The following is a 14,407-nucleotide window of genomic DNA, read 5'->3' as shown; positions in this document are numbered from 1 at the left end:
ATAAGTTGGTCTAATCCCACCAAAGTGGGAAAGTCCAACTAATGATATTTAATGTATATTATTACCATCCACTCCCGCCGCCGCCACCGCCACAGGAGCCGCCACCAAATCCACCAAAACCGCCTCCAAAACCACCCCCACCAAAATTTCCTCCCGTCCAGTAACCATTACGACGCCCGTTTTGTCGAGTTCCTCCCGGCAAAAATAGCAGCCCCCACAATCCTAACCTTCTAAAAATTACGATAAACAATATGATTAGAAAAATTACAGTCCCCAAAGGAAGATTTTCGGAAAATTTAGTATTTGTTACTCCTTCAAGTTTTACATTATATTCTTTTTCAATCCTGTTTGCAATTTCATTACTTGCCAAAAACAATCCTTCGCCAAACTCACCCTTCTTAAATTCAGGAGCTATAATCTGGCGGGAAATTTCCCCACATATTCCGTCCGTTAGAAACCCTTCGGCCCCATATCCCGGTTTTATAAATACTTTGTGGTCGCCCAGCGCTGCAACGATCAGGACACCATTATCTTTACCTTTTTTGCCTATTCCCCAACGAGAAAATAGTTCTACGGCATACATATCAATTGTTTGAGGAAGAGCCGTTTTTACGGTAGCAATAACCAATTCTACTCCTGTTTTTTGTTCTATTTCCGTGCACAACCCGGTAATTTTATCCCTGTATTCCTGGGATATGACGTTTGCAAAATCATTTACAAAACCCACAGGTTTAGGATATTCCTGACAAAACAATACATTGCTAAAAAACAGTAAACTTAGTATACTAAGGGATACATTTTTTGAATTTATGTTTTTTTTCATTTCTTTATTTTCTTTGTTTTGCTTTTAAAACTATCCGTATAAATACATAGCTTTTCTATCTCTTTAATGTATTTTTCAAAGAATATTTCCAAAGCTTTCCTTTTTAATTTACATTTTCCTTTTTTGATATCCAGAGCAGTAAAAAACACCTGACTCTCTATTTTGAGTTTAGCAAGTTCTTCTATTGCTTTTTCTTTTTCTACTTTAACAGCCCTTGTTTTTAATCTTACCAGAGAACGAAATACAGAGATAAAAGAAGTAATCGAGTCTGCAATTATTTTTGCATTTACGCCATGCTCCAAATAGCTCTGTCTTAACCTAACTAATTTTCCTTTTAACTGTTCTTCGCATTCAAGGCGTAGATTTTCCGTATTTATCGCCATATTATCAAAAACATCTTTACCGTGTAATAATATGTGCGAATCTTTCATTTCAAGAAACTCTATCGGGAAAACATCCATAGAACTTTTTATATGTCGTTCCGTAAGAAACAAAGGCGCCACTATACCCCTTTTTCTTCCCCGCCTAACCAGTTTATGATATTTTTTAAGGTCGGGTAAATCTATTTTGTGACATACTACAAGTAAATTAATATTAGATTTCCGTGGAATAAAATCTTTTGTAGCCGCACTTCCAAATAATATTATGGAACAAATATTATCTCCCGACAAACGAATTAATTCTTTTATATACGGTTCAACTAATTTACCTACAAACCTGTCTAAGTTAAGCATTTTCGCCATATATCCTCCGGTTTCTTTTTAGTTGAAGTTTTGTTCCATATGTTCATGAGCACTACTCCAACTTATATATTCTCTTTTCATTCCTGCTTCAGCAGGATTAATTTTAAAAGAATATAAATAAATACTATTACACCTTTCCAAGCCAGTCCGTTTATTTAAGGTAAAACAATTTCAGGACAACAATGATTTTGCAAGTTTAATTTTCTGGGTCAGGGGCGTTTCTCCGAACACCTGCGTTACTTTTGCATCCCTAAAATATCGTTCTATAGGATATTCCTTTGTATACCCATATCCCGCATGAACCTGTACTGTTTTAATGCTTGACCATACTGCCGATTCCGTAGAGACCAATTTTGTAATGGAAGCCGTTGTGGAAAAAGATTGCCCCTCATCATACATACGAGCCGTTTCAAATACCAATATCCGTGACGAATCCAATCTTATTTTAATTTCTGCAATTGCATCCTGGATTAATTGAAAGTCGGATATCGGATGCCCGAATTGTTTTCTCTCTTTTGAGTATTTTATGGAGTCTTCCAATGATGCATTCATTATGCCAACTGCCTGCGCAGATATTGCGATGTTTGCAGATTCAATAATCCGTTCGAAAATTTCTAACCCTTTGCCGGGTTCTCCAAGTATATTTTCTTCGGAGACTTCGACATTATTTAACTTGATACTTCCTATTCCTGCAGAACGCATTCCCATCATTACTTCTTTTTCAAAGGATACGTTCTCTTCATTTCCCTCTTTAGGTAAAATGAAAGCCGTTAACTTATTGTCTATACAAGCAAATACAATAAAAACACCTGCGGTTTCGCCATTTACTACAAAAACTTTTTCCCCTGAAATCAAGTACTTTCCGTTTCCCGTTGATTTAGCAATAGTAGTTATTTTTTCTGATATATCGGTATTTTCTTTATATATATTTGAATATGTTTCCTCATAAAGCGCAAAAGAGCCTATGCATTCTCCACTTGCAATTTTCGGCAGCCACTTATTTTTTTGTGCTTCCGTCCCATATTTTATTATAGGGAAAGCAACAAAGGAATTGTTTACGATAAGACTAAAACCTAAAGAAGCACATACTTTAGACAACTCTTCAATGATTATACAATAGCTAACCATATCCAACGCGGAGCCGTTATATTTATCCGGGATAATAATTCCCGCTAATCCAAGTTCAGTTAGTTTTTGTATTGTTTTACCGGGAAATTCCGCTTTTTTATCTAAATCTAATGCTATGGGGGCAAGTTCATTTATTGCAAATTTTCTTACCATATCCTGAACGAGTTTTTGTTCTGAATTAAAAATCATGACTCCTCCATAATAAAAACTTAATCCGCCTCAGGCGGAAGAACACAGAGATTTTTATTAATCTTTCCTCTGTAACCTCTTCTATAAAACCAATCTCTTTATTCCATCTTTTAAACGCTCTACATTGAAATTTATCAATAATCCTACTTCTTGCCAATAGTCCCGGTCCCAAAGCCGAATGGACTTCAATAGCACAGGCAATTATTTTTTCTATTATATCTTTTAGAGGAAATTCTTTTGGAGAACACAGATGCCTGATTTTTTCTCTGTGAACTCTGTGGTTTATTTCTCTCATTTCATGTCTTTAAAATATTTACTCATTTTACAGATATTTATTCTTTTCTTTATACTTTTAACCCGTACAATTTATTTTATTTATAGACTTTGTCAATCATTATTTCCAAACAATTCAACGGCTTTTTTTGTTTGAATTTTCAAGTTTTACAAGTGTTTTACCTACAGAAATACCGATTACTGCTCCCATAAAAACATCGGATGTCCAGTGTTGGTTATTATTTATTCTTGCCCATCCACCCAACACAGCAGTCCCGTAAGCAATAAAATCAATCCATTTGTTATCATATAGGTCACTGACAACAGACGCAAGAGCAAAAGCAGTACTTGTATGTCCGGATGGGAAAGACAATTCTCCTCCGCTTAAAGTAGGTCCCATCCAATTATTGGAAGAAACGGAATTATATGGTCTGATGCGTCCTGCAACTCTTTTTGCGCAATTTACAATTAGACCTGATATCAATATGCTTTTCAATCCCAAATCCCCTATTTTCTGTAATTTATAGTTATGGGTTAATTCCCCTGCAATCCAGGAACTTCCAACTATAGCAGATGCTATTGCGCCATCCCCCACATATTCAAATATATCTGCAGCTTTATCATTACGATGGGTCTGAACAAAATCATTTATGGTTTCGTCTTCTAACATAATCTCGTAAGTAGTAATTCCAACTCCAGTAACCGTGCTCCACGATTCAATATCCCATCGCAAAGGGGAAGTAATAACACACTTCGTATCGTATAATGTTTCTTTTGTAAAATTCAATGCAGGGGTTAAGCAATTTATCAATATCAGCAAAATCATAGTTTATAAATACCCGATTATTATATTTTAGTCAACAAAAACACTGAAATTATATCCATTTTCTTAAAACCAGACAACATATAAAAATCAATAATTCACCCATAACATAAACCCAAACAGGAATTTTTGTAAGCTTCATTGGGTATAAAATAAAAGTGATTCCGGTGCTCGCGTCTCTTAATACGTGTGACATAATACCACCGCATACTGCTACTCCAATCCGTGGACTTTTAGTTATCCCAAAAGTAATTCCACCCACTATTACGGCAAAAGTTATTGAATGTGTATATGGTCTATATCTTAAAGTAACCGCATCTTTTAGGTAAATGGATTTTGCAGCAATAAAATGGTCTATATCGATTAAGGAACTCGCAATAAACACGGCTAGCAAAACCTTTCTTAGAAATGGTTTAACCCATAAAGGGATTATAACGATTATACCAATCGCGGTATGAATTATAACGTCTATTATGTAACTCATTTCTTTTAGTTAGTTGAATAATTCACTTTACAAAACTTGTAATATCTTAATTGGCATTAATTTATGAGATTCTTCACTTCGTTCAGAATGACAAAGTCAAAATCGTATAACCTCCGGTTTCAAATTAAAAGACAGATAGTGTCAAAATATTTATTCAACAAATTCCATTTCTTTTCGTCAAATTCAAGACGCATTACTTTTTGTTCAAGTAGGTAATAACATCTTCCGGCGTTTCTATTGGAATCGCTCCAAGTTCAAGAAATTCTTTTTTTCTTATAGAGAATAGTTTTTCGTATATAAATATTGGTTTATTAAGTTTCTTTGCCCATTTTGTAGTTGCTATTGTGCCACCTTTTACTCCGGGTTCTATAACGATTACTGCTTTTGAAAGCTCGCTAATTCTGCGATTTCGCAACATTGCCTGTCCTGTTAACCATCCTGCCGACGGGTAAAATTCAGAAAATATTACTGATTGGGCAAATAGTTTGTCGCGCATATATTCAAGTTCTTTGTGAACAACAAAGTTAAGAACTCCGACAGGCAAAACCATTATTGTTTTTCCACCTCCAATTATTGCACCTAAATGCGCATAAGTATCAATACCTTTTGCATATCCGGAAACTATAGAAAATCCTTTATGCGCAAAATATTTTCCAAACTCCAATGCTTTGTTTAAGCCAACCCGTGATGCGTTTCTTGCACCAATTATAGCAATCAAACCTTGTCTGCCGGTACGAGGGTTGCTGTGTTCCATTTCCCCATAAACATAAATTATTGGCGGAGGGACAGTAGATTTTTTAAGCAATTCGGGATATCTTTTATCATATTTAGTAATTAGTTCAAACTGACGGTTTTTAAGTTCTGATATTATTTTATTATCCTTGTAAGAGCCCGTTGTCCGATAACACGGAGGCTTCGCACAAAGTATTAAATTTATTATAGATTCGGATAATCGTGGGATTTGCATTAATTCCTCCCGGGAGGCAGAAAACACTTTTTCCGGGGTGCCAAATTTATCCAATAGTTTATTGAAAGTAACAGGACCTATATCGCGGATAGAATGAAGAGTAAGCCAATAATTCATAACTATAGTCCCGAGTCTTTTACGGGATATCAATTATAGTTTACAATAAGGCTTAATTATATGCAAGTTATTTTGTTATTTTCGTTTATTACTCCTAACTTAATTCTTAACTTCAAAAACACTTGACAATATACAAGCATTAAAATAATATAACATTGATAGTTGGAAAGTTTATTTTTTTGAATAAGAATAAAATTAAGAGGGGGGGATATGAGTAAAAAACTTATTAGTTTAGGTGTTTTGTTGGGCATTATATCAATCTGTTTTTCGTCGGAAGCAACAAGATGGCATAGAACAGGCGATAAGGTTAAATGGAGCATGGGATACAGCAATAGCATCCTGACCGATGGAAAAGTTATTTTAATAGGAGGGCAGGGGGATTCTGCCGCGTGTCAGACTTTTGACCCGGCAACCGGAACATGGTCAAGAGATACAATGCCCATAATGGATCACCATACCGGAGCGCTATTGCTTCCAAACGGAAAAGTCTTATATGCAACAACAGCAGGTTCCGGGTCCGGAGGCAGGTTTTATCTTTATGATCCGGTTGGCAAAAGTTGGACATTATCAACAGGCACCTCAATTGCCTGCCAGAGGAAATATGCATATCTTACCCTGTTAAAAGATGGAAGGGTTCTTGTAATGAACAATGGTAGAAATTGTTATTTTTATGATTGCGCGGGGGATGCTTTCACTGCCACCGGTAGCACTAACCGTGCTTCTACTTATGGGGCAGGGTTAGAAATGCTTTTGCCAAATGGAGACGTGTTATTAATGCTTTCAAATATGATAGCGAACACTGCCGAAATTTTCAATCCAACTGCAGGGACATGGTCATATACGGATACTTGTGTAACAAGAGGCAGGTCGGGTTTTGTGGGAGTTTTGCTGCCGCCGCCATGGAGTAAAGTATTAATTGCAGGAGGAGGACGTATCGATAGTATGGGATATGGAGTAACAACTCAATGCGAATTGTTTGACCCGGTAATGCACACATGGGCAAACACGGGAAGTATGAGTTATGGACCAAGGTATGTACCGGCAATGGCACTTCTCCCATCAGGAAAAGTTTTGATAGCAGGTTCTGACCCGGACCCATACAGCTACGGGTCTTATACTGCCTCCAGAAAGTGTGAACTTTATAACCCGGCAAGTGGAACATGGGCGCTTACAGACAGCACTATAGACCCTATAGACTCCGTAAGTCATGCGGCGATGTTTATTTTGCCTACCGGAAAAATACTATTCCCTGGTTGGGGAACTGCAACAACAATTAGCATTAATCACCCAAAAGCAGCTATAATTTATGACCCAACGGATGGAATATGGACATCAAAACCATCTCTGAATACAGACAGAGCATATCATACCGTAACGCCTCTTCCTATAATACATACTGCTATCTGCAGCACAAATGTCCTTATAGTAGGCGGAGAAAATAGCAGTGGCGCACTAAAATCGTGCGAATTGTATAATTATGTTTTGCAAACAATCATACCAACAGGAGATCTTATTAATGCAAGGACTCATCACACGGCACAACTTATGTCCTCCGGAAAAGTACTGGTTACTGGAGGAAAAAACACATCTGCGATAAAATCCTGTGAATTATTTGATGTCGCAACAACAAGTTGGACAGCTACAGGAGACTTAAATACGGAAAGATTTGACCATACCGCTACATTATTAACAGATGGGAGAATTCTTGTAACCGGTGGAGAAAATACGGGTTTTTTAAATTCTTGTGAAATATATAATGGAAGCGCATGGACAAACGCTAATTCAATGTCCACGCAAAGAACAAATCATAGCGCCATTTTATTAAAAAATGGAAACGTGCTCATTATCGGTGGACGGAATGGTTCGGGAGCTCTTACTTCTTGCGAATTATGGAACGGAACAAACTGGTCTAATACCGGAAACTTAAACAACGGAAGATACTCGCATACTTCCGTTTTATTGCAATCAGGGAAGATTCTTGTAATTGGTGGAACGAGCGATGGAACAACAGGTCTTGCAAGCTGCGAAACTTATGATCCAAGTACAGGCACATGGACACAGGAAGGGAACTTAAATCAGGCTCGTTACCTGCACAATTCCACATTGCTCTATTCCGGTATTGTTCTTACGAGTGGAGGGAAAGATGGAGCGAATTATTTATCATCGTGTGAAGTATGGGACCCTGCAGATTATGTAGATACGCTTACAAGTACGCATAGCTGGAAAACAGATACAAGCGCATCAATTACTCCGGCAAGAGCGTGCCATTCATCAGTCCTTATCCCATCCTCACATCCTTATGTTCTTGCAATAGGCGGGACAAACGGAAGTTTCTTGAATTCAATGGTACAATATGATGTAGGTCTTGGATATGCAAGTGACTGGCAATCTACAATAACAAATTATCCTTCCGTTACACGTATAAGTAGTCCAATGAGCATAACGGGAACTTTATTCAGGGGCGTTTCGGAAGCTGATGGCGGGAACTATTGTCATATAACTTCAAGCGACCATCCGATTATGGCATTTGTTAGAATTGGCGGGGGGAATTTTCAGGGAAACGGCGGCGGAGACGTACTGCAAATGCCATTAAGTTCTTCCTGGAGTGAAACAAATACAACAGTCCAACCGACTGCAGATTCGGCATATTATAGGTTATGGGCAATTGTAAATGGAATTCCGAGCAAATGGTACGTAAATTGCGCAGGAGCCGAAGAAGTTAACAAAAATTACAAATCCATAGGCATTAAGATTTTCCCAAATCCCGTATTATCAAAAGCCGTATTCTTGCTCCCGGGAACACAATCTTACAAGTCTATCCGTATCTACGACCTGAGCGGAAGCCTTGTTAAGAATATTCGGATTTCAGACTTGCAATCATCATCGCATAAAGTAATGTGGGATGGAAGAAACGATAACGGAGAAAAAGTAAAACCGGGTGTATACTTCTATAAAACCGGATACGGAAACCAGATTGGAAAATTTGTAATGTTGAAGTAAAATAATTAAGAACCCCGCCCTAAAGGGCGAGGCATTGAAAAACAAAAAGAATCCCTGCCTGCGGTAGGCAGGGATTCATGCTTTCGCAGGAATGACGGACGCGAAAAGAGAAGACAAAGGCTGGATAACCAGTTCTAAGGAAGTTAAGGGCCGGGAAACGAACTGGGGCAAAAAGAGTACTTTAGTTATTACTCCCGATTATTTTTTATGTATTTTAACTTGCTTTTTTTAATTCTTTTGCCAAGAGTGCAAGCCACATCACCAGAATTATTTCCATATAGAGGCATTTACTTATATCCATACGCAGCAGTAAAATTAGAAAAATATTTAGCTTATATAAAAGAGAGCGAGATAAATGCGGTAGTGATTGATTTCAAAGATGCTTCAGGGTATGTTACCTATAACACCAATCTTCCCTCAGTAAAAGAGGCCGGAGCAGAACATTCGCTTTTAAATGTCGAAAACATAGTTACACAATGTAAATCTGCCGGGCTAAGACTTATTGCAAGAGTCGTTTTGTTTGAAGATTCGGTATTTGCGTGGTATAAAGGCGGGAAATATTCTCTCAAGGGGGAGGATGGCAGAATATGGAGCGACGGGCAAGGAATGTATTGGACAAATCCCTGCAACAGGGAAGTCTGGAAATACAACATTGACATTGCTAAGGAACTTGTATCCCGCGGTGTAACGGAAATACAATTTGATTATATCAGGTTTCCTTCTTCTTATGGAGATTACAGACCATACAGGCTTGAAGGGCAAAAAGAAACTACGATTGAAAATTTCCTTAAAACCGCATACACAACTTTACATCCGCTTGGGGCAAATATCGGCGCTGCAGTATTTGGATTTTCATTATGGCAGCCTCTAAAATGTGAAGGACAAAACCTTGATTTAATGGCAAAATGGCTTGACGTAATTTATCCTATGCTTTACCCGTCACACTTTGCCGCTGCACCTGAATACACGAGAGAAAGGGATTATAGCCTTATCTTTAACAGCCTGGCGAAAGGGGATATGGTTATCCCCGAGTCTAAATTTGTACCTTATATACAGGGATTCAAAATGCGGTCTCCCGGTTTCGGGCCTGATTATGTGGCAAACCAGGCGGAAGCCGTGCAAAATTCGAAAGCGTGGGGATACATTATATGGAACCCGAGAAGTAAATATGAAACAGTATTAGACCTTGATGGAGGGGAGGGGAAAAATGAATGAACTTATAGAAAAAATATTGAACGAAAGAATCAGACCGCTTCTGGCAAGAGACGGGGGAAATGTGGAAGTAATTGAAGTAAAAGATGGTGTCGTTAAGGTCAAACTCACGGGAGCCTGTCATGGGTGCCCTATGGCACAAGTAACCATTACAAAACTCGTGGAGAAAAAAATTATGGACGAATTGCCCGAAATAAAACAGGTAATAGCAATTTCATAAGTTGGAGTAATATTCCTGAACAGATGGAACAAAACTCCAACTAAATTAAGTTGACTATTGAAAAATTAAGATTATAAAAAACCTATGTGGAATAAAAGTTTATTAGAAAGCGTAGGAAATACTCCTCTTGTAAAACTTAATAAAGTTAACGGCAAGGGGACTATTCTGGCAAAGCTTGAGTTTTTAAATCCCGGGTTTTCAATAAAAAGCAGGACTGCGTTTTACATATTGAACAAGGCAGAGAAAAGTGGAAAACTAAAACCCGGCGCAACTATTATTGACAGTTCTGGCGGAAATACTGCAATAGGAATGGGAATATACGGAAGTATAAAAGGGTACAAAGTAAAAGTTACGGCAAACGATACGATAAGTCCGCAAAAATATAGTTTGCTTAAATCGCTCGGGGTTGACGTCGTTTTATGTCCTTCGGATGTTCCTCCCGATTCTCCAAAATCTGCTTACTTGACTGCAAGAGCTCTTGCAGAATCCGTTGCAAATAGTTTTTTCTTAGACCAGTTTAATAATCCCGATAATCCTTCTGCGCATTACGAAACAACGGGACCCGAAATCTGGGAACAAACGGAACACCGTGTAGATTATCTGGTTGCCGGTATGGGCACGGGTGGAACGATTTCCGGGATAGCTAAATTTTTGAAAGAAAAAAATCCCGGGGTTAAAGTAATCGGAGTTGACCCTGTAGGTTCTGTATATTATGAGTATTTTAAGAGCAAAAAACTTGTTGAAGTAACCGGCGGTGAAGACATTGAAGGCATTGGAAGTAATAGGATTTGCAAGGTTATAAATTTTGACATTATTGACGATGTTATCCGGGTTAAAGACAAAGACGCGTTTCTTATGGCGCGCAGATTAATGAGAGAAGAGTCTATTTGTTCGGGCGGTTCGGCAGGAGCAGCAGTATGGGCGGCAACTGAAACAGCGAAAAAATTAGATACCAATAAAATAATTGTTGTGATACTGCCTGACACGGGACGTAATTATCTTAGCACTATTTTTAACGATGAGTGGATGAAAGGAAAGGGGTTTTTATGAACAAAGCAGTTTTTATAGACCGCGACGGAACGATAATAACGGAAAAGGGTTATCTTTCAGACCCTTCGGGCGTTGAGATTTTACCGACAGCAGTAGAGGGGGTTCGGTTATTAAAAGAAGCCGGGTTCAAAATTGCAGTAGTAACGAATCAATCCGGCGTAGGAAGAGGTTATTTTTCTTTAGACGAATTAAATAATGTTCATCAATATGTGTTAGATTATTTTCAAAAGAACAAAGCGTCTATTGATAAAGTATATTTTTGTCCTCACGCTCCGGATGATAATTGTAAATGCAGAAAGCCAAAACCCGGGATGATCGAACAAGCTCAACAGGACTTAAATATAGATTTGTCTCAATCCTATATGATTGGAGATTCGGTAGAAGACATACATTTAGGACAGGGCAAAGGTGTGCTTTCCGTACTTGTATTGACAGGATACGGTGAAGACACAAAAACCAAAACAACTCCTGATTTTATTGCAAATAGTTTCCTCGAAGCTGTACAGTGGATATTGCGGAATCCGCGGAAGGGGTAAAAAACAATCTCCTACTGTTTTTTGTTCTAGATATGAAAATATTCTACAGATTTATATGTTAACCAACGATATATTTTGTAATAAGCGCTACAAAATCTTTCGGTGGTCTGATTGCTTTGCCGTATTGGTTAACGAAAGAGTGGACGGTATAACCTCTTGCCCTTATTTCTTTTTCCGTTTCGTCGAGAATTTCATAGTCCATTCTTAATGTGGATTTTGGTGGTTCGATAAGGCAGGTTTTTATTACAATTAGTTCGTCATATTTTATTCCTTTTTTGTATTCGCAATGTGATTCGATTACGGGAAGTTTTAAGTCTTTCTTTTCCATATCCGCATAAGGCAAACCTATTTCCCGCAGTAATTCGGTTCTTCCTCTTTCAAAATATTCAAAATATCTGGAGTAATATACGACACTCATCTGGTCCGTATCGGCATACGATACGCGTAATTTTAGTTTATTAGTTAGCGTTTGCGACATAGGAGCATTACTCTAAATTATCCGGTTTTCTTGGACTTGTAATCATACTCTAAAGAGAATTGTAGATATATTTAAATAAGTGTCAAGGAAAACAAACAACAGAATAAAGAAAGATTAACCCAGCAGAGCTGGATAGAAATCTCTAAGGGCTTCTTACCACAAGCGCACTGAGAAAGAAAGAGAATTTAGAGTTAAAAAAAAGGAGAACAGAATAGAGAGGGAAACGCTAGAGAGCACAGAGGACAAAAAAACAGAATAACAGATTCGTTTTCCACAGGGATTTGAAGCCCCGCTTTGCGGGATAACAATCCCTAATCCAGCATAGCTGGAAAGGGCTTGCTAAGAACTTAAAGAGATAACAATAAAATATGGAACGATAAGATTAATAAAGAGCAACCCGGAGAATAAAAGGAAAAGATACAGGGCAAACTATAACACTCTATTTTAAAATTGACAAATATGGATTTGGGGAACATATATACAATGAAGTAAGTTTTTATGTAAGGAGGGAAAATGCAGATTTTAATATTATCTTTTATTATAAATAATTTATTTATGCAAACTGACTGGATGGGAGGTTCCGGACTACAGGGACCGGTAACCAGCTGGTCAACCAGATATTTATCGGGAGATAGCATAACCGCAGCAACGGAAGGACAGGTTTCTCTTATTGCCACACAATGGACTTACAGCAACTGGGTGAAACATACAATAGAAGCAAACCCCACAATATCCGGATATTTCCAGGGACTTATGCCTGCAGATGTAGACAAAGACGGGTTAGCAGATTGCATCGCCTGTTCCGATACACTTCAGGTGGCCTGGTATAAGAATTTAGGGGGATATACTTTTCAAAAAAATATTATAGACAATAGCGCGTCCTCTTCTATTTGTTGGTGTACTTATCCTTACGACCTCGACAAAGACGACGATATAGACGTATTAGTTGCAGGGAAAAAAGGTGTATTCTGGTATGAAAATCAAAACCCCGTCTGGGTTTGCCATATCGTAGACACTTCTAAAGGATTTCATAGAATTTTTGCAACTGACGTTGAACTTGATGGAGATATAGATATTATCGCGGTAGACAACAATGATTCTTACTTCTATTGTGGAGATATTTATTTATTCCGCAACCCCGGGAACAATCAATTTACAAAAGACACCATTGCTGATTTTTCAGTTGATGAATCGTGGAGAGTTTATCCTGCGGATTTTAATGGTGATGGGTATCCGGATTTATATGCCGTTCACAGAAACGTTCTTATCTTTTTAAATGACCAAACAGGACATTTCTCTCAATCCTTTTCTGCAATAGGCGGAAAAAATTATGACGGCGCATGGGCGATAGACATAGATATGGATGGGGATAAAGACCTTGTTTGTGGAGATGCTGACAACGGAGGTTTTGATACTTTTCTTAACGATGGTACCGGATTCAATTTCACAAGAACATTATTAGCCGGAACAGATACAGTTAAAACAGGAGCTTATACTGATGGTGGAATAGCCGCAGACATAGATTTAGACAGTATTCCTGATATAGCCGGAACCTGCGCCAGCGTAGGATTCTTTCGTCAAAGCCCGGGCAGTCCCTTAAATTTCAGTCTTTATGACATAAGCCCTGCGAGCGGTTCTCACTGGATATATGCGGCTCCAATGGGACCAAAATGCATTCCCAGTGTAGACTTGCTTGTTTCCAACTTGGGAGAGCATACGGTTTTTGAAAACCAAATGCTTACCGGTTTTGCAAAGTACGGGGACATAGAATCTTCAATACTTCAATTTAGCAGTCAAAATCGCAGCCTTCAATGGTTTGGTTGGGAAACCTGTCTCCCGGATTCCGGGACTCTGAATTTTTATTGGCGCGCAGATACCATTGCGGGCAATGTGCTTTCTAATGCGTGGAATGGACCATATACTGCAACAAATAAAATTGATAGTTTTGCCTTGCCTGCCAATCCTCATGCTCAGTTTTTCCAATATAAAGTTGAATTTACTCCTACTATAACCGCCCCGGTAGATGTTGCCGTCCTTTATAAAGTATGGTTTACGGACACGCTCCCGATAGCCGGGATAGCAGAAAACACACCCGTCAAAACGCAAACAAAATTACTTGTATCTGGAGATAAAATTTTATTATCCGTTGAAAGACCAATTAACAATGCCGATGTTTCCATATACAATTCTGCAGGGGAAAAAATGACCACTCTCTTCAAGGGAACGATTGCCAATCATAAATATGAATTCAAACCTACCCTTAAATCAAAAGGCGTATATCTTGTCGTGCTTTCTAACAAGGAAGGAAATAAATCCAGTATAATAGAAACAACAAAGTTTATTAAATATAAATAGTAAAAAACG

The 14,407-nt window shown here is 38.1% G+C and carries 14 protein-coding genes; 6 read left to right on the top strand and 8 right to left on the bottom strand.

Annotation, left to right across the window (positions count from 1 at the left end):
- Nucleotides 1–61 precede the first annotated feature (61 nt).
- The 7 genes from WC614_05315 to WC614_05285 all read right to left on the bottom strand — a co-directional run bounded on the left by WC614_05315 (nucleotide 62) and on the right by WC614_05285 (nucleotide 5,547).
- Nucleotides 62–823: a TPM domain-containing protein gene (locus WC614_05315; GenBank protein ID MFA5032421.1), complete on the bottom strand. Its 762-nt coding sequence runs from the start codon at nucleotides 821–823 to the stop codon at nucleotides 62–64.
- Nucleotides 820–1,566: a hypothetical protein gene (locus WC614_05310; GenBank protein ID MFA5032420.1), complete on the bottom strand. Its 747-nt coding sequence runs from the start codon at nucleotides 1,564–1,566 to the stop codon at nucleotides 820–822. The genes WC614_05315 and WC614_05310 overlap by 4 nt, the downstream gene beginning before the upstream one ends.
- Before the next feature lie 171 nt (nucleotides 1,567–1,737).
- Entirely contained in the window at nucleotides 1,738–2,883 is a 1,146-nt protein-coding gene (locus tag WC614_05305; protein ID MFA5032419.1) for an acyl-CoA dehydrogenase family protein, read from the bottom strand.
- Nucleotides 2,873–3,178, bottom strand: coding sequence for a hypothetical protein (locus WC614_05300; protein MFA5032418.1), 306 nt, complete (start codon nucleotides 3,176–3,178; stop codon nucleotides 2,873–2,875). The genes WC614_05305 and WC614_05300 overlap by 11 nt, the downstream gene beginning before the upstream one ends.
- A 114-nt stretch (nucleotides 3,179–3,292) precedes the next feature.
- On the bottom strand, nucleotides 3,293–3,982 hold the full coding sequence (locus WC614_05295) for a phosphatase PAP2 family protein (GenBank protein MFA5032417.1): 690 nt from the start codon (nucleotides 3,980–3,982) through the stop codon (nucleotides 3,293–3,295).
- 49 nt (nucleotides 3,983–4,031) lie between these two features.
- The gene (locus WC614_05290) at nucleotides 4,032–4,463 is read right to left on the bottom strand and encodes a metal-dependent hydrolase (protein ID MFA5032416.1); all 432 of its coding nucleotides are present in this window, start codon (nucleotides 4,461–4,463) and stop codon (nucleotides 4,032–4,034) included.
- A gap of 193 nt (nucleotides 4,464–4,656) precedes the next feature.
- Nucleotides 4,657–5,547 (bottom strand): DNA-processing protein DprA, encoded by an 891-nt coding sequence (locus tag WC614_05285; GenBank protein ID MFA5032415.1) that lies wholly within the window; start codon nucleotides 5,545–5,547, stop codon nucleotides 4,657–4,659.
- A 210-nt stretch (nucleotides 5,548–5,757) separates the two neighbouring features.
- Between WC614_05285 and WC614_05280 the strand changes: the two genes are divergently transcribed.
- From WC614_05280 to gmhB, 5 genes are all read left to right on the top strand, one after another.
- Nucleotides 5,758–8,547 carry a kelch repeat-containing protein gene (locus WC614_05280; GenBank protein MFA5032414.1) on the top strand — a complete coding sequence of 930 codons (2,790 nt, stop codon included), beginning with the start codon at nucleotides 5,758–5,760 and terminating at the stop codon, nucleotides 8,545–8,547.
- A 207-nt stretch (nucleotides 8,548–8,754) separates the two neighbouring features.
- Nucleotides 8,755–9,762 (top strand): putative glycoside hydrolase, encoded by a 1,008-nt coding sequence (locus WC614_05275; GenBank protein ID MFA5032413.1) that lies wholly within the window; start codon nucleotides 8,755–8,757, stop codon nucleotides 9,760–9,762.
- The gene (locus tag WC614_05270; protein ID MFA5032412.1) at nucleotides 9,755–9,979 is read left to right on the top strand and encodes a NifU family protein; all 225 of its coding nucleotides are present in this window, start codon (nucleotides 9,755–9,757) and stop codon (nucleotides 9,977–9,979) included. Before WC614_05275 ends, WC614_05270 begins: the two co-directional genes overlap by 8 nt.
- 84 nt (nucleotides 9,980–10,063) lie before the next feature.
- Complete coding sequence (locus WC614_05265; GenBank protein MFA5032411.1) at nucleotides 10,064–11,029, top strand: cysteine synthase family protein; 966 nt, start codon at nucleotides 10,064–10,066, stop codon at nucleotides 11,027–11,029.
- On the top strand, nucleotides 11,026–11,565 hold the full coding sequence (gene gmhB, locus WC614_05260) for a D-glycero-beta-D-manno-heptose 1,7-bisphosphate 7-phosphatase (protein ID MFA5032410.1): 540 nt from the start codon (nucleotides 11,026–11,028) through the stop codon (nucleotides 11,563–11,565). Before WC614_05265 ends, gmhB begins: the two co-directional genes overlap by 4 nt.
- Nucleotides 11,566–11,623: 58 nt before the next feature.
- Here the strand turns inward: gmhB and WC614_05255 are convergent, their stop codons facing one another.
- Nucleotides 11,624–12,043 (bottom strand): thioesterase family protein, encoded by a 420-nt coding sequence (locus WC614_05255; GenBank protein ID MFA5032409.1) that lies wholly within the window; start codon nucleotides 12,041–12,043, stop codon nucleotides 11,624–11,626.
- A gap of 513 nt (nucleotides 12,044–12,556) precedes the next feature.
- Here WC614_05255 and WC614_05250 point away from each other — a divergent pair.
- A complete protein-coding gene (locus WC614_05250) occupies nucleotides 12,557–14,398 on the top strand; it encodes a T9SS type A sorting domain-containing protein (protein ID MFA5032408.1) in 1,842 nt (613 codons plus the stop codon).
- Nucleotides 14,399–14,407: the final 9 nt, after the last annotated feature.

It is taken from the genome of bacterium, assembly GCA_041649255.1.
GTDB lineage: Bacteria > Hydrothermota > UBA3073 > JACQXS01 > JAQTXJ01 > JAQTXJ01.
This window is presented reverse-complemented; position numbering and strand designations above follow the sequence as displayed.

Bases quoted from the DNA above. Each gene is read 5' to 3' on its own strand.
- WC614_05315 (MFA5032421.1), bottom strand. From the start codon at position 823: ATGAAAAAAAACATAAATTCAAAAAATGTATCCCTTAGTATACTAAGT.
- WC614_05310 (MFA5032420.1), bottom strand. From the start codon at position 1,566: ATGGCGAAAATGCTTAACTTAGACAGGTTTGTAGGTAAATTAGTTGAA.
- WC614_05305 (MFA5032419.1), bottom strand. From the start codon at position 2,883: ATGATTTTTAATTCAGAACAAAAACTCGTTCAGGATATGGTAAGAAAA.
- WC614_05300 (MFA5032418.1), bottom strand. From the start codon at position 3,178: ATGAGAGAAATAAACCACAGAGTTCACAGAGAAAAAATCAGGCATCTG.
- WC614_05295 (MFA5032417.1), bottom strand. From the start codon at position 3,982: ATGATTTTGCTGATATTGATAAATTGCTTAACCCCTGCATTGAATTTT.
- WC614_05290 (MFA5032416.1), bottom strand. From the start codon at position 4,463: ATGAGTTACATAATAGACGTTATAATTCATACCGCGATTGGTATAATC.
- WC614_05285 (MFA5032415.1), bottom strand. From the start codon at position 5,547: ATGAATTATTGGCTTACTCTTCATTCTATCCGCGATATAGGTCCTGTT.
- WC614_05280 (MFA5032414.1), top strand. From the start codon at position 5,758: ATGAGTAAAAAACTTATTAGTTTAGGTGTTTTGTTGGGCATTATATCA.
- WC614_05275 (MFA5032413.1), top strand. From the start codon at position 8,755: ATGTATTTTAACTTGCTTTTTTTAATTCTTTTGCCAAGAGTGCAAGCC.
- WC614_05270 (MFA5032412.1), top strand. From the start codon at position 9,755: ATGAATGAACTTATAGAAAAAATATTGAACGAAAGAATCAGACCGCTT.
- WC614_05265 (MFA5032411.1), top strand. From the start codon at position 10,064: ATGTGGAATAAAAGTTTATTAGAAAGCGTAGGAAATACTCCTCTTGTA.
- gmhB (MFA5032410.1), top strand. From the start codon at position 11,026: ATGAACAAAGCAGTTTTTATAGACCGCGACGGAACGATAATAACGGAA.
- WC614_05255 (MFA5032409.1), bottom strand. From the start codon at position 12,043: ATGTCGCAAACGCTAACTAATAAACTAAAATTACGCGTATCGTATGCC.
- WC614_05250 (MFA5032408.1), top strand. From the start codon at position 12,557: ATGCAGATTTTAATATTATCTTTTATTATAAATAATTTATTTATGCAA.